This is a genomic window from Pseudomonas sp. MWU12-2319 (assembly GCF_023242525.1).
Taxonomy (GTDB): Bacteria; Pseudomonadota; Gammaproteobacteria; order Pseudomonadales; family Pseudomonadaceae; genus Aquipseudomonas; species Aquipseudomonas gingeri_D.
The window spans coordinates 144,396-166,215 of record NZ_JALJES010000010.1 but is presented as its reverse complement, the minus strand read 5'-3'; the positions used below and the strand labels follow the sequence as shown (position 1 = coordinate 166,215).

Sequence of the window (21,820 nt, the reverse complement as noted above, 5' to 3'; positions counted from 1 at the left end):
TATTGCCTCCTTGCTGGTTGGAATCATTGTCGTATGAAGGCCTCATCGACCCTGGCCAGGTCGGTTTCGCGCAAGGTGCCCGCGTAGTAATGCAATTTGGTCCAGGCCATCAGGTAGTCGTAGCGCGCCTGGGCCAGGTCGCGCCGGGTGCTGTAGAGCTGCTGCTCGGCGTTCAGCGCATCGAGGTTGACCCGCTCGCCACCGAGGATGCTCTGCTTGGTCGAGACCACCAGGGCTTCGGCCGAACTCAAGGCCTTCTGATAGGCGCGCAACTTGCTCACCCCCGACAGGCAGGCACTGAACTGACGACGCAGCTCGATCAGGGTTTCGCGGGTCTTGCCGTCCAGTTCGTATTCGGCCTGTTCCAGATTGGCGCTGGCCTGGCGCACCGACGCCGAGACGCCGCCACCGGCGAACAACGGCACGTTCACCTCGAAACCGATAGTGTTGGTGTCGTAGCGCTGGTTGTAGGTGTTGCCGCTGTCGGACTCGCTCTTGCGCACGCTGGCGTAGGCATTGAGCTTGGGCAAGTGCCCGGCGCGGTTGCGCTCCACTTCATAATGGGCCACTTCCAGTGCCTGGCGCTGGGACGCCAGGGTCGGGTTGTTCTCCAGGGCCATGGCGTGCCAGGTATCGAAGTTGGCCGGCTCCAGGGGAAACGACTGAAAGGTCCGGGCCAGTGGCGCCAGTTCGGAAACATCCACCGACGCTACGCCGATCAGCGCCCCCAGTTCGCGCAGGGCGGCATCCTGTTCGTTGCGGGCTTCGATTTCCTCGGCGGTGGCCAGTTCGAAACGCGACTCGGCTTCGAGAATATCGGTACGTGTGCCCTCGCCCTGGCGGAACAGATGCTCGTTCTGCTGGAACTGCTCCCCATAGGCTTTCTTGCGGGCCTGGGCGATCTCGATCTGGTCCTGGGCAAACAACGCCTTGGTGTAATAGGTCAGGACCCGCACCAGCAGCTCCTGGCTCTTGCCGCGAAAGGTTTCATCGGCGAACAACGCCTGGGCCACGCCCTTGCGGTAATTGGCATAGGCCTCGTAGTCGATCAGCGGTTGTTGCAGCATCAGCGTCGAGCCGGAGCTGGTGTAGTGACGGTCCTCGTGGGAGTTGCCCCGTTCGCTGAGGTAGGTGGCCCGCGAATCGTTACGGCCCTGGTTGTAGTTATAGGAAATCTTCGGCAGCAGGCCGGCCCGGCCAATGGCGCGGTTTTCCTGGCCGGCATCGCGCTCCTTGAGCGCGCCGAGGAATACCGGGTCATTGCGCAGCGCCTGCTCATACACCTGGAACGGCCCCATGGCCTGGCTGCCGGTGCTGACCAACAGGGACAGCGTTGCCACGATCATCGACAGTGTCTTCATTCGGTGAAACATCCTATTGCTCGGTCAGCGCGGAACCCGCGCGGTCCAGCAGGGGTTTGAACAGATAGTTGAGCAGCGAGCGCTCGCCGGTCCGCACGAACATCTCGGCGGGCATGCCCGGCTTGATCACCAGCCCGTGGAGTTTTTCCAGGGCCATGTCGCTCACCGACGTGCGCAGCACGTAATACGGCGCGCCGGTCTTTTCATCGAGCAACTGGTCGGCGGAGATCAGGCTGACTTCGCCGGGCACCCGTGGCGTGCGGCTCTGGTTGAAGGCGGTGAACAGGATGTCCACCGGCAGATGGCTGCCGACCTTGTCCACCAGGTTGACCGGCAGGTGCCCCTCGACTTCCAGGCGTTCGCCCTGGGGCACGATCTCCAGCAGGGTTTCCCCGGCACGGATCACCGCGCCTTCGGTGTGCACGCTGAGGTTGACCGCGATGCCCTCCGCCGGCGCGACGATCTCGCTGTGCTGCAAATTGAAATCCGCCGAGCGCAGCTGCTGCTCCAGGGTCAGGCTCTTGAGCTGGGCCTCGGCCAGTTGGCCGCGCACTTCCTTCTGGTACTCCTCGCTGTGCTGGGAGAGCTTGAGACGCGACTCGACAATGCCCTGCTCGACCCGCCCGCTTTCGCCGCTGTTCTGCGCCAGGTCCTGTTGCACCTGGGACAGTTGGCGCTGGTAGTCCAGCAGGCGGTTGCGCGGGATATAGCCGTTGTCCGCCAGGGGCTTGAGGTTGTCCAACTGGCTGCGCAGGGAATCGGCGCGGGCCAGCATGTCGTTGCGCGCGCGACGCATACCGGCCAGTTGCGAGCCGGCGCCGTCGATACTGGCGCGAATACCGGCCTGCTCCCGGGAAAAGGCTTCGCGACGGCTACTGAACAGTTGCCGCTGGCCTTCGAGCACCAGCGCCAGGGGCGGGTCGGCCTCCGCGCTCAACTCGGGCGGAAACACCACCCGGGGCAGGTTGTCGCGCTCGCTCTGCCAACGCGCCTGGCTGGCCCAGGCCATGCGGTACTGGGCCTGCAACGATTGCACATCGGCCGACAATTGCGTCTGGTCGAGACGAAACAGCGGCTGGCCCTGATGCACCACTTGCCCTTCGCGCACCAGGATCCGGCTGACCACGCCGCCGCCGAGGGATTGCACCGCCTTGCGCTTGCCGGATACCACCACGGTGCCCTGCACGGCAATGCCCTGGTCCAGCGGCGCCAGGGCCGCCCAGAGAAAGAAGCCGCCGGCACCCAGGAGGGCCAACAACCAGCCCATACGGGCAAAGAACCGGGCATCACGTTCCCGGTATTCAACAGGGGTACTGATCTGCATTGTGCTGTCCTTGCTCATGCGCCGCTACTGCGCGTCGGCGCGGGATACTGTCGGCTCAGGCTGACGCCCGCCGGGGTGGCTGCCTCGCGGGCCGGTTGCGGTGCGGGTTGGGCGCCGGCCGACAGTGCCTTGAGCACATCGGCACTGCTGCCGAAGGCTTGCAGGCGGCCTTCGTTGAGCACCAGCAACTTGTCCGCCTGGGTCAGGGAGGTGGAACGGTGGGTCACCAGGACCACTGTGCTGCCCCCCGCCTTGAGCAGGGCAATCGCCTGGGTCAGGGCGGTTTCCCCGACCACATCGAGGTTGGAATTGGGCTCATCCAGCACCACCAGGCGCGGGCCGCCATACAACGCGCGGGCCAGCGCCACCCGCTGCTTCTGCCCGCCGGACAGGCCGCTGCCGTCTTCTCCCAGCAGTGTGTCGTAGCCCTGGGGCAGGCGCAGGATCAGCTCGTGCACACCGGCCTGACGTGCCGCCTCGACCACTTTCGCCGAGTCGACTTCGGCAAACCGCGCGATATTTTCGGCAATGGTGCCGCTGAACAACTCGATGTCCTGGGGCAAATAACCAATATGCGGACCGAGGTCGTCGCGGTCCCAGCGGTGCAGGTCGGCACCGTCCAGGCGCACGGTGCCGCCCAGGGTCGGCCAGACGCCCACCAGCACCCGGGCCAGGGTCGACTTGCCCGAGCCCGAGGCACCGAGCACCCCCAGCACCTCGCCGGGGGCCAGGCTGAAACTCACCTGGTGCAGGGTCGCGACACGCTTGCCCGGCGGTCCGGCGCTGACCTGTTCAAAAGCCACCTGGCCCTGGGGCGCGGGCAGGCTCATCTGCCCTTCTGTCTCGGGGAACTCACGCAACAGGCCGTCCAGGCGCTGATAGGCGAGCTTGGCCGTGCTCCACTGTTTCCACACCGCAATCAACTGGTCGATGGGGCTGAGCACCCGGCCCATAAGGATCGAGCCGGCGATCATCATCCCGGCGGTCATCTCACCCTTGATCACCAGCAGCGCCCCCAGGCCCAGCACCAGCGATTGCAGGCACAGGCGCAACATCTTGCTCAGGGAAGTAATCACCGCCCCGGTATCGCTGGCGCGGTTCTGCCGTGCCAGAAATCGCGAGTGCACCTGGAACCAGCGCCTGCGCAAGGCCCCGAGCATGCCCATGGCCTGGATCGTCTCGGCGTTGTGCAGATGACTGGTGGCCAACTGAGTCGAGCGTTGCGAATAACCGCTGGCTTCGCTCAAGGGCTTTTTGGTCATGGACTCGTTGAGGCAGGCCAGGGCGATCAGCAACAAGGCCCCGACACTGGCGAACACCCCCAGCCAGGGATTGAACAGGAAGATTACCAGCAGGTAGATGGGAAACCACGGTGCATCGAAAAAGGCGAACAGGGCCGGGCCGGTGAGAAACTGGCGAATCTGCGTCAGGTCGCCGAGGGACTGGCCGGCATGCCCTTCGCCGCGCAACAGGTTGCGCTCGAAGGCCGCCTGGTAGACCCGCAGGTTCAAGCGCCGCTCCAGGGCGCTGCCGATGCGGATCACGATAAAACTGCGGACCACTTCCAGCAGCCCGATAAAGGCAAAGAACCCCACCACCATCAGGGTCAGCATGACCAGGGTGGTTTCGTTCTGGGAGGTCAATACCCGGTCATAGACCTGGAGCATGTAAATCGAAGGCACCAGCATCAGCAGATTGATCAACGCGGTGAAACAACCGACGCTGAGCAACACACTTTTATAATCGCCGAGCACACGGATCAAAGGTATCCCGGACATCATTTTCGGCGGGTTCATCTCTCTTCCTTGAAGTTTACGCACAGCCGGATACGCACCTTTATTCGATGGCCGGCGAGCCGCTCGGGAATATAGGCACTTTCAATAGGAGTCGTTCTTTAGCGACGCATAAAGACTGAACGAGAAAACAACTAACAGGCACAAGGCATCAAGTTGCCGTTTAATCGATTTGCACCTGGATACTCAGGGCTTATCGCGCACCAGTACCAGAACGCTTCCATTCTTCAAACGCACTTCATAACGATCCGCCCTCTGCCGATTGAGATGGACGATGCCAGTCCCTTCGGCGCCATACAGCCACAGGCCATCGGGGGTCGGTTCCCAGTTGGCCGGGCGTTCGCCCAACCAGCCGGCGATGCACTCCAGGTCGCCACTCAGGCGCGGTGACTGCAACGCCAGGTCAAGCTTGCAGGCCTGGGGGTTCTCACCTTCAGGGTACATCCGCCACTGGCCGACAAGGGCCTCGGGGCTGGTCATGAGCAGGCTGCTCGCCATGGTGACTTCTCCAGAAAACGCCAGAAACGCAGCCATCAGCCACGTTGAATAGGTACTGCGAACAAAGCTCTTGATCATGGACATGGACTACCTGGCCAGAGGGCAGCGCTGCAGCGCTGCCCCTACCGCATCAACTCAAGCCACGATATCCGTGACCGCTGCCTGACCCACGGTGGTCACCAGGAAATCGGCGACGCCGTGCCCGGAGAAGTCCACCGCCAGGGTACCCAGGTTGGTGCCCGAGGCATACGTCAGCACCGCATCGCCGGCATGGCCGGTGAACGCGTTGACGAAGGTCAGGCCCGAACCATGGGTGATCCCGGACAGATCGATCTTGTCCTGGCCACTGGTGAAGTCCATGATCCGGTCGGCCGCTTTCGGCGCCGAGTCGGAAACGGCGGCGAACACGAAGGTATCGTTGCCCGAACCACCCCAGAGCTTGTCGGCACCGCCAGCCCCGTAGAGGATATCGTTGCCGGCACCGCCACGCAGTTCGTTGGCCGCATCGTTGCCGATCAGCAGGTCGTTGCCCGAACCGCCGATGGCGTTCTCGATCGTGACACCCTGGGCAATGGAGATATTACCCACCATGCCGCCAACGTCGGAGAACGAGCCGTCATGCAGGTTGATCTTCTGGTTCTGGGTGAACCCGGAGAAGTCCAGGGTATCGTTGCCGCCGCCGTCCCAGACCGAGAACACCAGCTTGTCCGAAGACGAAGTGGCGCTCAGGTAGTCGCGACCGGCATTGGAGTTGAACCCATAGGTGGTGTCGCCGGAACGGGTGCTGTAGTTGGCGCCGTAGAGTTTCTGGATCGCCGCGATATCATCCATCAGCGGGCCCGAGGAATAAGCCTCGACCCCGCCTTTGCTGAAGTTCTGGCTGGTGTTGCTTTCGCTCCAGTAGCTCATGACGCTGTAGCCGCGGGTGTCCTGTCCATAGGACGCGTCATTGTAGGTCGGGTTGCCTTCGCCGGCGTTGTAGTCGCCGGGATGAGCCAGGCCGAGGGTATGGCCGATCTCATGGGTCAGGGTCTGGCGACCGTAGTTGTTCAGGCCAGGCGTCTTGTTGACGTTGTAGCCGCTACCGGTCAGGTACCAGGACTGGCCGTCGTAGCCAGGCTCGGTTCCCGGCAGGAAGGCGAATGCCGCCGCGCCTTCCTGCCCGCCGCTGTAGTTACCGAAGGTCATATGACCATCGCCACCCTTCGCCGCCTCCGTGAAGGTCACATTGGCCACGTCCGCCCAGGATTGCATGGAGAGCACGGCCTGCGACTTCTGCAGCGCGCTGAACTGGCTGAACCCGGTGACGCCCAGACCGCTGAAATTCGAGGTCTGGGAAGTCAGGAAGGTATAGGTCAGTTCGATCTTGCCGCTGCCGTCCAGATCGTGCCAGGCGGCACCGTCACGCAGCAGTTGCGTGGCGGCCTGATCGACGGAGTAGGAGGGTTTGCCATTGACCGTGAGATTACCGCCACGGTCGTATTGATGGCTGAAGCTATCGATCTGGTTAAAGGCGGAACTTGTCCCGTTGGCCGCCAGTGCCGCATCAGAAGAAACAATAGCTTTGGTTTTGACTTTCGACATAAACACACTTCCTTGTTTGCAAGTGAAACAGTTTTTGTCAGATAGCGACAATCCCTTGGCGAGATCATCCTATCACTCGCCCTTTTTGAAGGCAGCGAGAAACTGACACAATTTGAAATCAAACGTCCAGCGCTTTTTTGATAACAAATCCCATAAACACCGAAAACACCTACAAACGCTGGACAACGCCATGAAAGTTTTTTCTGACAGTAACGGCCGACTCCCGCAAGCAGACTTTCGGAAAACTTCAAGTCGCAAGAATGCATATGGGAAGTGCATCAATAAATGACCAACCAGTCACTTTTATACTTATAAATTTCCCGGTCGACCACTCGTTCTCAATGCATTCAGGACAACTTCGCCGCTTAACGCCGATACCGCTGTTCCATCGGCCGTGTTCATGTCCTCGCCGGCCAGCAGGGCATTGATGATCGCCTCCTCCACCGCTTCGGCGGCCGCCAGGAACAACGGCGAAATATGGTCGTTGTTGAGCATCGCCAGCGGGCTGCTGAACGGCAGGTCCTTGCGCCCGTAATCGGCGGGTGGCAACTGGTCGTTGCCGGTGGCGAAGGCCAGGAAGATATCGCCGCTGGAGTCCTCGGTGCCGCCGCCGGTGCGGGCGATACCGATGGAAGCCCGTTGCGCCAGGCGCTGGCATTGATGGGGCAGCAAGGGTGCGTCGGTGGCGAGAATCACCACGATCGAGCCCATGCCCGGGGTGCCACGACGGGCGAAAGGCGACGGGATATCCAGCAATTGGCGACCAACCGGATAGCCATCCACCCGCAGCTCCTGGCGCTTGCCATGATTGGCCTGGACCAGCGCGCCGACGGTCCAGCCGCCCTGCGCTGCCGGCAGGCGCCGGGATGAGGTGCCGATACCGCCCTTGAATTCATGGCAGATCATCCCGGTCCCGCCACCCACCGAGCCTTCGGTCACCGGACCGGGCCTGGCATCGGCCAGCGCTTCACGGACCTGCGCGGGGCCGACATGCTGGCCCCAGATATCATTGAGCACCCCGTCATAGGTTTCCATCACCACCGGCATGCACCAGTACACCGCCGGGTCCGCCAGGCTGTCGCGCTCGTCGGCGATCAGCGCATCGCGCACCACGCCGACGCTATGGGTATTGGTGATCGCCACGGGCGTGGTCAGCAACCCGGCTTCGCGAATCCACTCCAGGCCCGTGGCATCGCCATTGCCGTTGAGCACATGGCAACCGGCGAAACAGGGCTGCTGCCGCGCCGCGCCGGGCCGTGGCTGGATCAGCGTCACGCCGGTGCGCACCTGCTTGCCGTCGATCTCGGTCTTCAATGTACTGTGGCCGACCCGTACACCGGGCACATCGGTGATGGCATTGAGCGGCCCCGGAGTTCCCAGGCCCAGGGTGATTCCCCATTCACGTGCGCGCATAATCCCTCTCTGTCCGCGGGTTTGAAATGTGCGGCCACTCTAGGCGCTCACTTCCCGCTCGCCAATTCCCCTATCGGGGTACTGTCGAGCCCGTGCACGGATCTTCTAGACTGCTACCCGGCCGCCAGCCTCTACTGAAGCACTGCAGATTGACCACGACTCCAGGAACCCCATGTCCAGCACCGTCAACCACTGGGTCGACCTGAACCAGGACCGCGACACCGGCATCGAAACCCTGCGCGCGCGTTTCCAGGGGCATACCCACGCCTACGATGCCCACTGGCACGACAGCTACCTGGTGGGTGTCACCGAACAAGGCGTGCAGCAGTTCAATTGCCGGGGCACCCGCTACCAAAGCCTGGCAGGTAACGTCTTCCTGCTCGAACCCGGCGAGATCCATGACGGCGACGCACCCACCGACGGCGGCTTCACCTACCGCACCATCTATCTCGACCCACACTGGCTGGAACGGGAACTGAGCGCGCTGTTCGAGGAAGCCCCGGCGGGCAGCCAACTGAGCTTTGCCGCGACCCTGGCCACCGACACCCGCCTGGCCCAGGCCACCAGTGCCGCGTTCCAGGCCATTCATACCCAGGAATTGCGCATCGTCCGGCAAAGCGCTCTCGACCGTTTGTTCGACAGCCTCACCGACCATCTGCACTGGCGCGCCCGCTACCGCGAGGACCCGCGCCTGCCACGGGTTGCGCAGGTTGCCCGCGAGTACTTGCACGCCCATCTGCAACATGACCTGAGCCTGGATGAGGTCGCGGCCGTCTGTGGTGTCGACCGCTTCCGCCTGACCCGAGCCTTCAAGGCCGCCTACGGTCTGCCGCCCCACGCCTACCTGGTGCAATTGCGGGTGGCCAAGGCGCGGCAACTGCTGTCCCGTGGCGAAACCCCGGCGAACGTCGCCATGACCCTGGGTTTTGCCGACCAGAGCCACCTGGGCCGCTGGTTTGTCCGCGCCTACGGGCTGACGCCCGCCGCCTACCGCAAGCGCTGCTCAAATCTTCCAGACGCCTGAGGCGGCGCGCGGGAAGATCGGTTGATCGATCTTTCAGTGGAGCCCCTCCCCATGTTGTCCAGCCTTTCCAGCTTCCTGCCCTTTGTGCTCTTCGCCATCGTCGCCTCCGTCACCCCCGGGCCGAACAATATCCTGGTGCTGAGCAACAGTGCCCGCCATGGCCTGGCGGCAGCCCTGCCGATCATCCTCGGCGCCGGTGCCGGCGCGGCACTGATCGTCCTGCTGGTGGGCAGCGGTGTCGGTGAATCGCTGGCACAACGGCCCCAGGTCCGCACCGGCATGCAATGGCTTGGCATCGCCTGGCTGAGCTACCTGGCCTGGCAGATCTTCAGCGCACCGGCCAGTGCCATCGACCCTGATGCAGCTCCGACCAAACGTCTCGGCCTGTTGGGCGCGGCCAGCCTGCAACTGATCAATCCGAAGGTCTGGATGATGGCCCTGGCGGTGGTCGGCGTGTTCGCCGGCAACGGTGCCGAACGCCAGGCCCACGTGCTGTCACTGTCCCTGGTGTTCTTCCTGGTGTCGCTGCCATGCATGAGCCTGTGGGCGGTACTCGGTGTCGGCTCCGCGCGGCTGTTTCGCTCGCCCCTGGCGATGCAGCGGTTCAATCGCTGCATGGTGCTGTTGTTGCTGGTTTCGGCCTGGCTGAGCGTGCTGGTATAACGTCGGGGTCGCTGCAGTGCAAAAGCCGGTCGCACTGGTGCGCTTTTGCCAGCAGCCGGCTGCGTAACGTGGCCGGACGGTGCATGAAGACACCGAACTCCACAATAAACGACCTGCCGCGAGACCTGCGTATCATGAAAAGACTGTTCAACAGCTGTCTGTTCCTCTGCGGTACCGCCCTCCTGAGCACCAGCGTGCTCGCCTCCGAAGACGCTTCCTGCAAGACCGTGCGCATGGGCGTGGTCAACTGGACCGATGTGATCGCCACCAGTGGCATGGCCGATGTGCTGCTCAACGGCCTGGGTTATGAAAGCAAGCAGACCAGCGCCGTGCAGCAGATCATCTTTGCCGGGATCCGGGACAAACGCCTGGATATCTTCCTCGGCTACTGGAAGCCGGCGATGGACAAGAACATCGCGCCTTTTGTCGCCGCCAACCAGGTCAAGGTCCTGGCCCAGCCCAGCCTCTCCGACGCCCAGGCCACCCTCGCCGTGCCGCAATATGTGGCTGACGCGGGCCTGAAGACCTTCGCCGATATTGCCAAGTTCAAGGACAAGCTCGGTGGCAAGATCTATGGCATCGAGCCCGGCAGCGGCGCCAACACCACCATCAAGACCATGATCGATACCGACCACTTCGGCCTCAAGGGTTTCAATCTGGTGGAGTCCGGGGAAGCCGGGATGCTCGCGGCCGTGCAGCGGGCGGTCAATCGCAAGGAGTTCGTGGTGTTCGTCGGCTGGACCCCGCACCCGATGAACATCAATATGAAGATCACCTACCTGACCGGCAGCGAAGATGTCTACGGGCCTAACGAAGGCGCGGCCACCGTGTCCACCGTCACCGCCCCGGACTACGCCCAGCGTTGCCCGAACGTGAACAAGCTGCTGGAGAACCTGACCTTCAGCGCCGCCCAGGAAAGCCAGTTGATGGTGCCGATCATGGAGCGCCAGACGCCCCAGGACGTGGCCAAGAAATGGCTGCGCGATCACCCGGAAGATCTGCAGAAGTGGCTGGCCGGCGTGACCAGTGTTGATGGCAAGGACGGTGTGGCAACCGTGCAGGCCAGCTTGAAATAACACCCATTGTAGGAGCGGAGCTTGCCCGCGAAGCTTTTAGCGTCATCACGGGCCTCTTCGCTGGCAAGCCAAGCTCCTACAGGTCCATGGAGTGCGCAAAATCTGTATCCGACGCCGAGCTGCAGGAGCAGGGCTTGTCGGATCGCCGCACCGCCGCGAAGAGGCCCTAAAGATCGCCGCCACAGGTTCTCCTGACACCTCGTACAGAACTGAGACTGCGCATGACCGATTACCCGCTCTCCCCCGAACTCAGCGCCTTTGTCGCCAAGACCCTCGATTTCAACGCCCCGGACAGCACGATCAATGGCCTGCGCCTTGGCTACAGCGCTATGTGCCGAGCCTTCACCCCGGCACGCCCGGCGAACATCAGCGTCAGCGAACAGCGGATCGGCCAAGTGCCCGTACGCCTATACCGTCCGACCTCAACAGCACCCGCCCATGGCTGGCCCTGTGTGGTCTACCTGCACGGTGGCGGTTGGGTGGTCGGCGACCTCGACTCCCACGACTTCATCACCGCTGAACTGGCCTCCCGGCTCAACGCCGTGGTCATCGCGGTCGACTACCGACTGGCACCGGAACATCCCTTCCCGGCGGCTTTCGATGATTGCCTGGCGGTGTGGCGCGGTTTGCAGGACAGCGCCGCAACCTGGCAACTGGACCCGCAACGCATGGCGATTGCCGGCGACAGCGCCGGGGGCAATCTTGCCGCCGCCGTATGCCTGGCCCTGCGCGATGCCGGCCAAGCGCAGCCGCGGCTACAAGCCCTGATCTATCCCGGACTGGGTGGCGACGACCAACTGCCCTCGCGCATCGAATGCGCCGACGCGCCGCTGCTCAGCGCCAGCGATGTGCACTGCTACCACGCCTTGTACCTGCCGGGTTCGGCCACCCCTTCGGCCTATGCGATGCCGTTGCAAGCCACGGAACTGCGGAGCCTGGCCCCGGCGTTTATCGCCGTGGCGCAATTCGACCCCTTGCGCGACGACGGCGTGGAGTACAGCGAACGCCTGCAAGCGGCCGGTGTAAGTGTGGATTTCCATCCCGGCCACGGCCTGGTGCACGGCTGCCTGCGCGCCCGGGGCAGTGCACCGGAGGTCGATCTGCTCTACGAAAAACTCCTCGCTGCCCTGCACCACTCCCTGGACCTGTAGCAAAAGTTACTTGACGACCGACCTTGCCTTGAGTTCTTCTGAAACCGGTTTCAGTGCCAATGCACCAACCGCCTGCCGACAACTCCAAGAAAAGGTTTCAGGCCGTGAACAGTTTTTCCGCCGCCCAACGCAGCCGCGTGACCATGCTCGATGTCGCTGAACGCGCCGGGGTCTCCAAGGCCAGCGTGTCGCGTTTTATCGGCGATGACCGCGCCCTGCTTTCCGAAGCCATCGCCCTGCGCATCGAACAGGCGATCAGCGAACTGGGCTACCGCCCGAACCAGATGGCCCGTGGCCTGAAACGCGGCCGTACGCGCCTGATCGGCATGCTGGTGGCCGATATCCGCAACCCTTATTCGATTGCCGTGATGCATGGCGTGGAAACCGCCTGCCGCGCCCACGGCTACAGCCTGGTGGTGTGCAACACCGACCGCGACGACCAGCAGGAGCGCCTGCACCTGGCGGCGCTGCGCTCGTACAACATCGAAGGCCTGATCCTCAATACCCTCGGTCACCACCTCGAAGAGTTGCAGGCACTGCAACGGGAAATGCCGATGGTGCTGGTGGACCGCAAGGTCGAGCAACTGGGCAGCGATCTGGTCGGCCTTGATAATGGTGCCGCCGTACGCAGCGCCGTCGAGCACCTGGAGCAACAGGGTTACCGCGACCTGATGCTGGTCAGCGAACCCCTCGACGGCACCAGCTCGCGGCTGGAACGGATTGAACACTTCAACCTCGAAATTGCCAGGCGTGACGTCCTGAGCGGCAGCATCGGCCATACTGGCGAATCATTGCGGCGTCAGTTGCAGGATTTCCTGGCCGCCCCCGGCACCGGACCCAAGGCGCTGTTCTGCGCCAACGGCATTGCCGCCCTGGCCTGCGTCCAGGCCCTGCGCGAGCTGGGCTGCAATCTTTTCGACGATATCGGCCTGATCGCCCTCGACGACCTGGAATGGTTCCCGCTGGTCGGTAGCGGCATCACCGCCCTTGCCCAGCCCACGCAGCAGATCGGCGCCAGTGCCTTCGACTGCCTGTTCAAGCGCCTGCGGGGTGACAAGGGCACCGCCAAAGCCCTCGATTTTCCCGCACAGTTGATCGTCCGTGGATCCACCCAACGTACAAAATTTGCCTGAGACGCAGCGGAGCCTGGCCTCCGCTGTAGAGCCTGCCAAAAAATGAAACCGGTTTCAGAGGTACAACAACAATGAAAGAACAGCTGTTTCCCGTCTCCATCAGCCTCTCCAGTTACGGCGCGACGCTGGTTCGCGAACGTGGCCAGGAAAGTTTTATCGAACTGCTGGCCGAGGCCGGCGCCAGTCGCATCGAAGTACGCGAAGAACTGCTGACCAACGAAGATCCGCAGCGCTTTGCAACCCGCGCGGCGGCCATGGGCCTGGAGTGTGCCTACTCGTCACCCCTGGAATTGTGGCCCGCCGGTCAGTCGCGTCCCGACCCGCAGTTGGCGGCTACCCTGCAACGCGCCGAAGCCTTTGGCGCCCGCTGGCTGAAAGTCTCCCTGGGCTACTTCAGTGAAAACTGCGACCTGTCGGCACTGGCAGGATTGTTGTCGGCATCATCAGTCCGCTTGCTGGTGGAGAACGACCAGACCACCCAGGGCGGCCGCATCGAACCCCTGCTGCGCTTTTTCGATCAGGTCGAGCAACAGCAACTGCCGGTGAAAATGACCTTCGATATCGGTAATTGGCGCTGGCAGGACCAATCCGCCAGCAGCGCCGCGCGCCTGCTCGGCCGGCATGTCGACTACCTGCACTGCAAGGCCGTGGCCCTGCGCGCGGACGGCAAGCTCGTCGCCCTGCCACCGAGCGCCGTCGATCTGGAACAGTGGGAACGTTTGCTGGGCCAGATGAGTCAAGGTTTGACCCGAGCCGTTGAATACCCGCTGCAAGGCGACGACCTGCTGGTCGTCACCCGCGAACAGGTACGCACCCTCGCCCGCCTGGGCCACTCCATGGAGGAAACAGCCCATGCCTGAGATCGAAATCCTCTCGTTCGGTGAGACCATGGCGATGTTCGTCGCCGAACAGACCGGCGACCTGGCCCGGGTCGGGCACTTCCACAAGCGCATCGCCGGCGCCGACAGCAATGTCGCCATCGGCCTGGCGCGCCTGGGCTTCAAGGTCAACTGGCTGAGCCGGGTCGGCGCCGACTCCCTGGGCCGTTTTGTGATCGACACCCTGCAAGGCGAAGGCCTGCACTGCGATTACGTCGATATCGACCCGGGCTATCCCACCGGTTTTCAACTCAAGTCCCGGGAAGACCAGGGCCAGGACCCGCAGGTGGAGTATTTCCGTCGGGGTTCGGCCGCCAGTCACCTGTCAGTGGCCGATATCCGCCCGGAGCTGCTCAAGGCCCGGCATCTGCATGCCACCGGGATTCCTCCCGCTCTCTCGGCCAGTGCCCGCGAGCTGTCGTTCGAGCTGATGACACGCATGGCGGCGGCCGGGCGCAGCGTGTCCTTCGACCCCAACCTGCGACCGAGCCTGTGGCCCAGCGAAAGACAGATGATCGAAGACATCAACGCCCTGGCCGCCCTCGCCCATTGGGTCCTGCCGGGCCTGGGCGAAGGCCGCTTGCTCACCGGTTATCAGGATCCGCGGGATATCGCCGCCTTCTACCTCGACCAGGGCGCCGCCGTCGTGGCCATCAAGCTCGGGGCTGACGGCGCCTACTACCGGACCCATCGCGACGAGGGGTTTGTCGCCGCGGTGCCGGTGCAGGTCGTGGTGGACACGGTCGGTGCCGGTGATGCTTTCGCCGTTGGCGTGGTCAGCGCGCTGCTGGAGAACCACAGCGTGGCCCAGGCCGTGGCGCGCGGCAACTGGATCGGCGCCCAGGCGGTGCAGAGCCGCGGCGACATGGAGGGTTTACCGACCCGGGAACAACTGACAGCGGCGCACCGACCCGCCCCCGTCGGCTAAGCAAGACCCGTTTTCTTGAATGCCACCTGCTGCGACAAAAACAACAAGCTCAGGAGCCACACCATGCACACGCTGAAACTCGCCACCCGCCGCTGGTGGTACATCATGCCCATCGTTTTCATCACCTACAGCCTGGCCTACCTGGACCGCGCCAACTATGGCTTCGCCGCGGCCTCGGGCATGGCCGCCGATCTGCAGATCACCCCCGGGCTGTCGTCGCTGCTCGGCGCGCTGTTCTTTCTCGGCTACTTCTTCTTCCAGGTGCCCGGCGCCCTCTACGCGCAGAAGCACAGCGTGAAGAAGCTGATCTTCGTCAGCCTGATCCTCTGGGGCGGCCTGGCCACCCTCACCGGCATCGTTTCCAACGCCTATATGCTGATCGGCATCCGCTTCATGCTTGGCGTGGTCGAAGCCGCCGTGATGCCGGCGATGCTGGTGTACCTGTGTTATTGGTTCACCCGTGCCGAACGCTCGCGGGCCAATACCTTCCTGATCCTCGGCAACCCGGTGACCATGCTCTGGATGTCGGTGGTCTCGGGTTATCTGGTGCAGCACTTCAGCTGGCGCTGGATGTTTATCGTCGAAGGCCTGCCGGCGGTGATCTGGGCCTTTATCTGGTGGCGCCTGGCCGATGAGCGTCCAGCCCGGGCGAGCTGGCTCAGCGCGCAGGAAAAACGCGACCTGGACAGCGCCCTGGCCGCCGAGCAGATCGGCATCAAGGCGGTGAAAAACTATGCCCAGGCCTTCCGCGAACCCAAGGTGATCATCCTTGCCCTGCAGTTCTTCTGCTGGAGCATCGGCGTCTACGGCTTTGTGCTGTGGCTGCCGTCGATTCTGAAAAGCGGCTTGAAGATGGACATGGTCGAAGCCGGCTGGTTGTCGGCCTTGCCCTACCTGGCCGCGGTGATCGCCATGCTCGCGGTGTCCTGGGGCTCGGACAAGCTGCAACGGCGCAAACGTTTTGTCTGGCCACCGCTGCTGGTGGCGTCGGTGGCCTTCTATGCCTCCTACGCCCTGGGCGCGGAACATTTCTGGTGGTCCTACAGCCTGCTGGTGATCGCCGGTGCCTGCATGTACGCGCCCTATGGACCGTTTTTTGCGATTGTCCCGGAGATCCTTCCGGCCAACGTTGCTGGCGGTGCCATGGCGCTGATCAACAGCATGGGTGCCCTCGGTTCCTTCGGTGGTTCCTACCTGGTGGGCTACCTGAACAGCGAAACCGGTTCGCCGGGGGCTTCCTACCTGCTGATGAGCGGCGCCCTGCTGCTGTCAGTGATCCTGACCGTATTCCTCAATCCCGGCGCCAGCGATCGCGCAGCCCCCAAGGGCTTGCCGACGCCCCGTGCGCTGTCCCATCCCTGAACCCTGTCGAGCGAACCCGATGAAAAAACCGGTTGTGTTGTACAAGAAGCTCTCGCCCTCGCTGATGGCCCGCCTGCATGAGCACACCCAGGTCACCCTGATCGACGATCTGGGTGACAACGGCCTGGCGCAACTGCGTGCCGCCTTGCCCGAGGCCCGGGGCCTGCTCGGTGCCAGCCTGAAGCTGGACGCCGCACTGCTTGACCTGGCGCCACACCTGGAGGCCATCGCCAGCGTCTCGGTGGGGGTCGACAATTACGACATCGATTACCTGACCCGCCGACGGATCCTGCTCAGCAACACGCCGGACGTGCTCACCGAAACCACCGCCGACACCGGCTTCGCCCTGATCCTGGCCAGCGCCCGACGGGTGGTGGAACTGGCGAACCTGGTGCGCAACGGACAGTGGACGCGCAATATCGGTCCGCTGCATTTCGGCACGGATGTACATGGCAAGAAGCTCGGCATCATCGGCATGGGCCGTATTGGTGAAGCCCTGGCCCAACGCGGGCATTTCGGCTTCGGCATGCCGGTGCTCTACCACAGTCACTCGCCCAAGCCTGAAGTGGAACAACGCTTCAATGCGCGCTACCTGGGACTGCACGAACTGTTGCAGGAAGCCGACTTTGTCTGCCTGACATTGCCCCTGACCCCTCAGACCGAGGGGCTGATCGGTGCCGGGGAATTGGCCCTGATGCGCCCGGAAAGCATCCTTATCAATATTTCCCGGGGCAAGGTGGTGAACGAGCAGGCGCTGATCCAGGCCTTGCAGAACCGGCAGATCCGTGGCGCCGGCCTCGATGTGTTCGAGCGCGAACCGCTGGCGCCGGACTCGCCGTTGCTGAGCCTGGCCAACGTGGTGGCCACGCCGCATATCGGCTCGGCCACCTTTGAAACCCGTGAAGCCATGGCACGCTGTGCGGTGGACAATCTGCTGGCAGCCCTGGCCGGAGAACGACCGGCGAACCTGGTCAATCCCCAGGCCTACCCGCACTGACAGCCGTGCCGGTAGCGAGCGTCGCCGAGCCCTGGCAACGCTCGCAGCGTCAGATCACGAAGCGCGCGACCATGGCATTGAGGTCCACCGCCAGGCGCGACAGCTCATGGCTGGCGGCACTGGTCTGGTTGGCACCAGCGGCCGACTGGGAAGCCAGGTCGCGGATATTCACCAGGTTGCGGTCCACTTCACGGGAGACCTGCGCCTGCTCTTCCGAGGCACTGGCAATCACCAGGTTGCGCTCGTTGATCAGGTTGATCGATTGGGTGATCTGCTCCAGGGCCACACCGGCGGCACGCGCCGTTTCCAGGGTACTCTGGGTCCGCTGGTTGCTCTGTTGCATCGATTGCACGGCCTGACCGGTGCCATTCTGGATACCGGCAACCATCTGCTCGATCTCCTTGGTCGACTGCTGGGTACGATGGGCCAGCGCCCGCACTTCATCGGCCACCACCGCAAAACCACGCCCGGCCTCGCCCGCCCGTGCGGCTTCGATAGCGGCATTGAGGGCCAGCAGGTTGGTCTGTTCGGCAATCGCGCGGATCACATCCAGCACCTGGCCGATATCGCGACCCTGGGTGGCCAGGCCTTCGATCAGCACCGAGGTGCTTTGCACGTCCTGGGTCATGGCCTGGATCGCCTCCACCGTCTGCACGACACGGTCGCGTCCGTCACGAGCCGCCTGATTGGATTGCTGCGAGGCTTCGGAGGTGGACACCGCATTGCGGGCCACTTCTTCCACCGCACTGGTCATTTCGTTGACCGCGGTGGCCGCCTGCTCGATCTCGTTGTTCTGCTGCTGCAGCCCGCGGGACGACTCTTCGGTCACCGCGCTAAGCTCTTCAGCGGCCGACGCCAGCTGCGTGGCGGAACCAGAGATTTGCTCGATGGTCTTGCGCAAGTTGCCTTGCATCTTTGACAACGCGCCCAGCAGGCGGGCCGGTTCATCCTTGCCTTCAATGGCAATGGCCTTCGTCAGGTTGCCGCCAGCAATGGCTTCAGCGGCTTCGACCGCCTGGTTCAGCGGCGCCACGATGCTGCGGGTCAACAACCAGGCCAGCAGCACGGTAGCCAGCGCCGCCACCACAGAAACCAGGATAATGCCGAAACTGGCATTGCTGTATTGCTCACCGGCCTGGGCCGACGCAGCCTTGGCTCCGGCCTTGTTGATCGCCACCAACTGGTTGAGCTGCACACCCATCAGGTCAGTACCGGCCTTGATCTGGTTATTGATCAGATTACGCATCTCATCGACCTTGTCCTGCCGCGACAGCTCCAACATCTGGCTCTGGTCCCGGATATAAGTGTCGAGCGTGCCCGAGAACTCCTTGTACTTGGCCAGCTCATCCCCATCAGCAGGCAAATCGGCGTAGCTCTTCACGTCCTTGCGAACTTTGTCCACCAGGGCGGCAACCCGCGTATCGGTGTCCTGCAGGGATGCGGAGTCACGGTTGAGCAGCAGGCGAAAAGACAGGATGCGCATACGCAGCACGTCTTCGAGCACATTGCCGAGAAACCCGACGCTAGGCAGTTGATTCGTTTCCATATCAATGGATGCCTGGCGAATCACCGTCATACGGGTCTGGGAAAAGACCCCCAGCACAATCACCAGCAATGCAATAAATGCAAAGCCGAGAAACGCGCGGGGAGCGATATTCATATTTCGTAGGGACATGGGCTGCTCTCTATAAGGCTTGAGGACTACTAGCTTCCATGCCGTAAACCTGTCAGATAGCAACTGGCCATACCGACAGTGTTGCACCACTCTTTTCAGTGACGGTGGGCTTACAACTGATTATCGGCAGAAGTTGTGAATTTATTCAGGGGGAATGAAAAAATATTTCACTTTATGACTTGGCATGGCGAAATATTTCATCACCGATACAATTGGCGCCCTACGCGCTTAAAATTATGGCTATAAGCCACTAACTGTACAGGCATGTTCAATGATCTGAAGCGGTAACTTGTGGGAGCACTGAACTCCCACAAGCGGAGCACCAGTTATAGCGAATCATTCTCCGGTCTTGATCTTGCTCCACAGCCGCGTACGAATGCGATCGATATTCAATGGCATCGCTTCCAGGGCAAACAGCTTGCCCATCATTTCCGAGCTCGGATATACCTTGGTATCGGCCTTGAGCGCCGGGTCCACCAGGCTATCAGCCGCCACATTGCCATTGGCGTACTTCACATAGTTGCTGATACCGGCCATCACTTCCGGGCGCAGCAGGTAGTTCATAAAGGCGTAACCGGCTTTTTCATCCGGGGCATCGGCCGGCATTGCGACCATATCGAACCAGATGGCGGCACCTTCCCTGGGAATCGAGTAGCCGATATCAATACCGTTCTTCGCTTCCTTGGCCCGACTCTCGGCTTGCAGGATATCGCCGGAGAAACCCACCGCGACGCAGATATCACCATTGGCCAAGTCACTGACATATTTCGAGGAATGGAAGTAAGCCACATAGGGACGCACTTTCATCAGTAAGGCTTCGGCTTTTTTATAGTCCGCCGGGTTCTTGCTGTGGTGCGGCAGGTGCAGGTAGTTCAAAGCGGCCGGGAGCAATTCGGGGCCGTTGTCGAGTATCGCCACCCCGCACTTCTGCAGTTTCTGCATGTTCTCGGGCTTGAAGATCAAGTCCCAGGAGTCCACCGGCGCGTTATCACCGAGCACCGCCTTGACCTTGTCGATGTTGTAACCGATGCCTGTGCTGCCCCACAGGTACGGGAAACCATGTTCATTGCCGGGGTCGTTGACCTGCAGCGCCTTGAGCAACGCCGGATTGAGGTTCTTCCAGTTCGGCAGCTGGCGCTTGTCGAGCTTTTTCAGCGCCCCTCCCTCAATCTGCCGGGCCATGAAATGGTTGGACGGGAACACCACATCGTAGCCGGACTTGCCGGTCATCAACTTGCCATCCAGGGTCTCGTTGCTGTCATAGACGTCATAGGTGAACGCGATCCCGGTCTCCTGCTGGAAGTTCTGGGTGACGTCCGGGGCGATGTAATCCGACCAGTTGTAGATCTTGACGGTCTCGGCCGCCTGGCCGAGGGAGGCGACCAGCATCAAGGGAGCAAGGGACATGCGGATCATGAGTCGATTCCTGTGTGAGTTTTTGTTGGCAGGTTCGGGCGATCAGAGGATCAGAAAATCAGTGCATCGGTCTTGTGATGGATGAACCGGCGCCCAGGCGCCGGTTACTGCATGAAACCCTCCATAAAGCCGGCAACGCTGCTCGCCAGCTTGCGGCGCCAGGGCGGCGTATCGGGGTTGGCCAGGGTCTGGTCCTCATGGACAAAGCTGCGGATGATCGCGTTGTAGCCCAGCCAGCGGCAGGGTTCCGGCTCCCAGGCTTTCAGTGCCTGGAGGCCGCCCTCGCGGATCACCCAGGGTTGCCGGACCCGTTCGCTGTCCTGCTCCAGGATCAGGTCGGCCAGGGTCCGCCCGCCGAGATGGCTGGCACCCACGCCCTCGCCGCCATAACCTCCGGCCAGGGCCAGGCCATTGGCAGGGTCGCAGAGCATGTGCGGCTGGAACCGTCGCGACATGCCCAGGTTGCCGCCCCAGGAATGGCTGATGCGGACCTTCTTCAATTGCGGGAACAGTTCGCCGAACAGGTAGCGGCGCAACTCGATTTCGCTGTCGGTGAGGTCGAAGTCATGCCGTAGCCGGCCGGCAAAGCGATAGCCGCCGCGAGCACCGAAGATCAGCCGGTTGTCCGCCGAGCGCTGGCCGTAGGTGACCTGGCGACTGCTCTCGCTGAAGGCCTGGCCCTGGCTGAGGCCGATTTCGTCCCAGGTTGCGGCGGACAAGGGTTCGGTGGCCACCAGCAGGCTTTGCACCGGCAGTTGATAGCGGCCCAGGGGCGGCAGCGTCACCGAGTAACCTTCCACGGCCGGGACTACCCAGCGACTGCGAATCTGCGACCGGGCCGTGCGCAAGCCGCCAGAGCGCCAGTCGGTCACCGGGGTGTTTTCGAAGATCCGCACACCCAGGCGCTCGACGGCCCGGGCCAGGCCGCGCACCAGCTTGGCCGGCTGGACCGTGGCGATATGGGCGGCATGGATGCCGCCGTAGGGCCGGGCGACCCGAATTTGCCCGGCCAGTTGCTCGGGCCCCAGCCAGCGGTAATCGCTCTCGTTGAGCCCCTGCTTGTAGAGTTTGTCCAGGTAGGTCCGCAGGCTGTGTTCCTGCTCAGGGTAACGCGCGGCGCAGTACAACGCCCCGGCCTTGCGGTAGTCGCAGTCGATGCCTTCGCGATCGATCACCCGCTTCACTTCGTCGGGGATGTCATGCAGCAAGTCGAAGGACGCCCGCCGCTGTTCCGGCGACAGCCCGGCCAAAAGACGGTCTTCGCCCAGCAGATTGCCCATCACCCAACCGCCGTTGCGCCCCGACGCGCCGAAACCGGCGGTCTGCGCCTCGACAATCACCACATTCAATTGCGGGGCCTGGCGCTTGAGGTAATAGGCGGTCCACAGCCCGGTGTAACCGGCGCCGACAATGGCCACATCGACATCCAGGTCCTGCTCCAGGGACGCCCGTGGCGTCAGCGGCTCATCGAGCTGATCCATCCATAAACTGATAGTGCGCCATGCTGGCATTCCAGACTCCACAACCGGTAACAGATGGTTGCG

18 protein-coding genes are annotated in these 21,820 nt (G+C 62.7%); 9 read left to right on the top strand and 9 right to left on the bottom strand.

The features are described 5' to 3' along the window. Positions 1 to 23 precede the first annotated feature (23 nt). The 6 genes from M5C01_RS17775 to M5C01_RS17750 form a co-directional block, all read right to left on the bottom strand. Positions 24 to 1,361, bottom strand: coding sequence for a TolC family outer membrane protein (locus M5C01_RS17775; protein WP_177099079.1), 1,338 nt, complete (start codon positions 1,359 to 1,361; stop codon positions 24 to 26). 13 nt (positions 1,362 to 1,374) lie between these two features. Then, on the bottom strand, positions 1,375 to 2,703 hold the full coding sequence (locus M5C01_RS17770; protein ID WP_152739713.1) for an HlyD family type I secretion periplasmic adaptor subunit: 1,329 nt from the start codon (positions 2,701 to 2,703) through the stop codon (positions 1,375 to 1,377). Further along, positions 2,700 to 4,481 (bottom strand): type I secretion system permease/ATPase, encoded by a 1,782-nt coding sequence (locus M5C01_RS17765; RefSeq protein WP_152739712.1) that lies wholly within the window; start codon positions 4,479 to 4,481, stop codon positions 2,700 to 2,702. The genes M5C01_RS17770 and M5C01_RS17765 overlap by 4 nt, the downstream gene beginning before the upstream one ends. A gap of 183 nt (positions 4,482 to 4,664) precedes the next feature. Then, positions 4,665 to 5,060 carry an AprI/Inh family metalloprotease inhibitor gene (locus tag M5C01_RS17760; RefSeq protein WP_248764363.1) on the bottom strand — a complete coding sequence of 132 codons (396 nt, stop codon included), beginning with the start codon at positions 5,058 to 5,060 and terminating at the stop codon, positions 4,665 to 4,667. A 51-nt stretch (positions 5,061 to 5,111) separates the two neighbouring features. Continuing rightward, a complete protein-coding gene (locus tag M5C01_RS17755) occupies positions 5,112 to 6,560 on the bottom strand; it encodes a serralysin family metalloprotease (RefSeq protein ID WP_152739711.1) in 1,449 nt (482 codons plus the stop codon). Positions 6,561 to 6,869: 309 nt separating this feature from the next. Next, positions 6,870 to 7,973, bottom strand: a complete 1,104-nt coding sequence (locus tag M5C01_RS17750) for a P1 family peptidase (RefSeq protein WP_152739710.1) — start codon at positions 7,971 to 7,973, stop codon at positions 6,870 to 6,872. A gap of 172 nt (positions 7,974 to 8,145) precedes the next feature. On the opposite strand from M5C01_RS17750, the gene M5C01_RS17745 reads away from it, so the two are divergent. From M5C01_RS17745 to M5C01_RS17705, 9 genes are all read left to right on the top strand, one after another. Next, positions 8,146 to 8,997, top strand: coding sequence for an AraC family transcriptional regulator (locus M5C01_RS17745; RefSeq protein ID WP_103499142.1), 852 nt, complete (start codon positions 8,146 to 8,148; stop codon positions 8,995 to 8,997). A gap of 51 nt (positions 8,998 to 9,048) precedes the next feature. Further along, the gene (locus M5C01_RS17740; protein WP_152739709.1) at positions 9,049 to 9,660 is read left to right on the top strand and encodes a LysE family translocator; all 612 of its coding nucleotides are present in this window, start codon (positions 9,049 to 9,051) and stop codon (positions 9,658 to 9,660) included. Positions 9,661 to 9,794: 134 nt separating this feature from the next. Further along, a complete protein-coding gene (locus M5C01_RS17735) occupies positions 9,795 to 10,736 on the top strand; it encodes a choline ABC transporter substrate-binding protein (RefSeq protein ID WP_100943482.1) in 942 nt (313 codons plus the stop codon). A gap of 221 nt (positions 10,737 to 10,957) precedes the next feature. After that, positions 10,958 to 11,887, top strand: coding sequence for an alpha/beta hydrolase (locus tag M5C01_RS17730; RefSeq protein ID WP_152739708.1), 930 nt, complete (start codon positions 10,958 to 10,960; stop codon positions 11,885 to 11,887). A 104-nt stretch (positions 11,888 to 11,991) separates the two neighbouring features. Next, complete coding sequence (locus M5C01_RS17725) at positions 11,992 to 13,020, top strand: LacI family DNA-binding transcriptional regulator (RefSeq protein WP_349292400.1); 1,029 nt, start codon at positions 11,992 to 11,994, stop codon at positions 13,018 to 13,020. A 71-nt stretch (positions 13,021 to 13,091) separates the two neighbouring features. Beyond that, positions 13,092 to 13,880 carry a TIM barrel protein gene (locus tag M5C01_RS17720; RefSeq protein WP_152739706.1) on the top strand — a complete coding sequence of 263 codons (789 nt, stop codon included), beginning with the start codon at positions 13,092 to 13,094 and terminating at the stop codon, positions 13,878 to 13,880. Then, on the top strand, positions 13,873 to 14,826 hold the full coding sequence (locus M5C01_RS17715; protein WP_152739705.1) for a sugar kinase: 954 nt from the start codon (positions 13,873 to 13,875) through the stop codon (positions 14,824 to 14,826). Before M5C01_RS17720 ends, M5C01_RS17715 begins: the two co-directional genes overlap by 8 nt. A gap of 63 nt (positions 14,827 to 14,889) precedes the next feature. Further along, the gene (locus tag M5C01_RS17710; protein ID WP_152739704.1) at positions 14,890 to 16,188 is read left to right on the top strand and encodes an MFS transporter; all 1,299 of its coding nucleotides are present in this window, start codon (positions 14,890 to 14,892) and stop codon (positions 16,186 to 16,188) included. A 19-nt stretch (positions 16,189 to 16,207) separates the two neighbouring features. Beyond that, complete coding sequence (locus M5C01_RS17705) at positions 16,208 to 17,185, top strand: NAD(P)-dependent oxidoreductase (protein WP_152739703.1); 978 nt, start codon at positions 16,208 to 16,210, stop codon at positions 17,183 to 17,185. 49 nt (positions 17,186 to 17,234) lie between these two features. Here the strand turns inward: M5C01_RS17705 and M5C01_RS17700 are convergent, their stop codons facing one another. The 3 genes from M5C01_RS17700 to M5C01_RS17690 all read right to left on the bottom strand — a co-directional run bounded on the left by M5C01_RS17700 (position 17,235) and on the right by M5C01_RS17690 (position 21,787). After that, the gene (locus tag M5C01_RS17700) at positions 17,235 to 18,860 is read right to left on the bottom strand and encodes a methyl-accepting chemotaxis protein (protein WP_103494261.1); all 1,626 of its coding nucleotides are present in this window, start codon (positions 18,858 to 18,860) and stop codon (positions 17,235 to 17,237) included. Positions 18,861 to 19,196: 336 nt separating this feature from the next. After that, a complete protein-coding gene (locus M5C01_RS17695; protein WP_152739702.1) occupies positions 19,197 to 20,276 on the bottom strand; it encodes a polyamine ABC transporter substrate-binding protein in 1,080 nt (359 codons plus the stop codon). A gap of 104 nt (positions 20,277 to 20,380) precedes the next feature. Further along, complete coding sequence (locus M5C01_RS17690) at positions 20,381 to 21,787, bottom strand: FAD-dependent oxidoreductase (protein ID WP_152739701.1); 1,407 nt, start codon at positions 21,785 to 21,787, stop codon at positions 20,381 to 20,383. Positions 21,788 to 21,820: the final 33 nt, after the last annotated feature.

Excerpts from the sequence above, each read along its gene's own strand:
- M5C01_RS17775 (WP_177099079.1), bottom strand. The coding sequence starts at position 1,361 with ATGAAGACACTGTCGATGATCGTGGCAACGCTGTCCCTGTTGGTCAGC.
- M5C01_RS17770 (WP_152739713.1), bottom strand. The coding sequence starts at position 2,703 with ATGAGCAAGGACAGCACAATGCAGATCAGTACCCCTGTTGAATACCGG.
- M5C01_RS17765 (WP_152739712.1), bottom strand. The coding sequence starts at position 4,481 with ATGAACCCGCCGAAAATGATGTCCGGGATACCTTTGATCCGTGTGCTC.
- M5C01_RS17760 (WP_248764363.1), bottom strand. The coding sequence starts at position 5,060 with ATGTCCATGATCAAGAGCTTTGTTCGCAGTACCTATTCAACGTGGCTG.
- M5C01_RS17755 (WP_152739711.1), bottom strand. The coding sequence starts at position 6,560 with ATGTCGAAAGTCAAAACCAAAGCTATTGTTTCTTCTGATGCGGCACTG.
- M5C01_RS17750 (WP_152739710.1), bottom strand. The coding sequence starts at position 7,973 with ATGCGCGCACGTGAATGGGGAATCACCCTGGGCCTGGGAACTCCGGGG.
- M5C01_RS17745 (WP_103499142.1), top strand. The coding sequence starts at position 8,146 with ATGTCCAGCACCGTCAACCACTGGGTCGACCTGAACCAGGACCGCGAC.
- M5C01_RS17740 (WP_152739709.1), top strand. The coding sequence starts at position 9,049 with ATGTTGTCCAGCCTTTCCAGCTTCCTGCCCTTTGTGCTCTTCGCCATC.
- M5C01_RS17735 (WP_100943482.1), top strand. The coding sequence starts at position 9,795 with ATGAAAAGACTGTTCAACAGCTGTCTGTTCCTCTGCGGTACCGCCCTC.
- M5C01_RS17730 (WP_152739708.1), top strand. The coding sequence starts at position 10,958 with ATGACCGATTACCCGCTCTCCCCCGAACTCAGCGCCTTTGTCGCCAAG.
- M5C01_RS17720 (WP_152739706.1), top strand. The coding sequence starts at position 13,092 with ATGAAAGAACAGCTGTTTCCCGTCTCCATCAGCCTCTCCAGTTACGGC.
- M5C01_RS17715 (WP_152739705.1), top strand. The coding sequence starts at position 13,873 with ATGCCTGAGATCGAAATCCTCTCGTTCGGTGAGACCATGGCGATGTTC.
- M5C01_RS17710 (WP_152739704.1), top strand. The coding sequence starts at position 14,890 with ATGCACACGCTGAAACTCGCCACCCGCCGCTGGTGGTACATCATGCCC.
- M5C01_RS17705 (WP_152739703.1), top strand. The coding sequence starts at position 16,208 with ATGAAAAAACCGGTTGTGTTGTACAAGAAGCTCTCGCCCTCGCTGATG.
- M5C01_RS17700 (WP_103494261.1), bottom strand. The coding sequence starts at position 18,860 with ATGTCCCTACGAAATATGAATATCGCTCCCCGCGCGTTTCTCGGCTTT.
- M5C01_RS17695 (WP_152739702.1), bottom strand. The coding sequence starts at position 20,276 with ATGATCCGCATGTCCCTTGCTCCCTTGATGCTGGTCGCCTCCCTCGGC.
- M5C01_RS17690 (WP_152739701.1), bottom strand. The coding sequence starts at position 21,787 with ATGCCAGCATGGCGCACTATCAGTTTATGGATGGATCAGCTCGATGAG.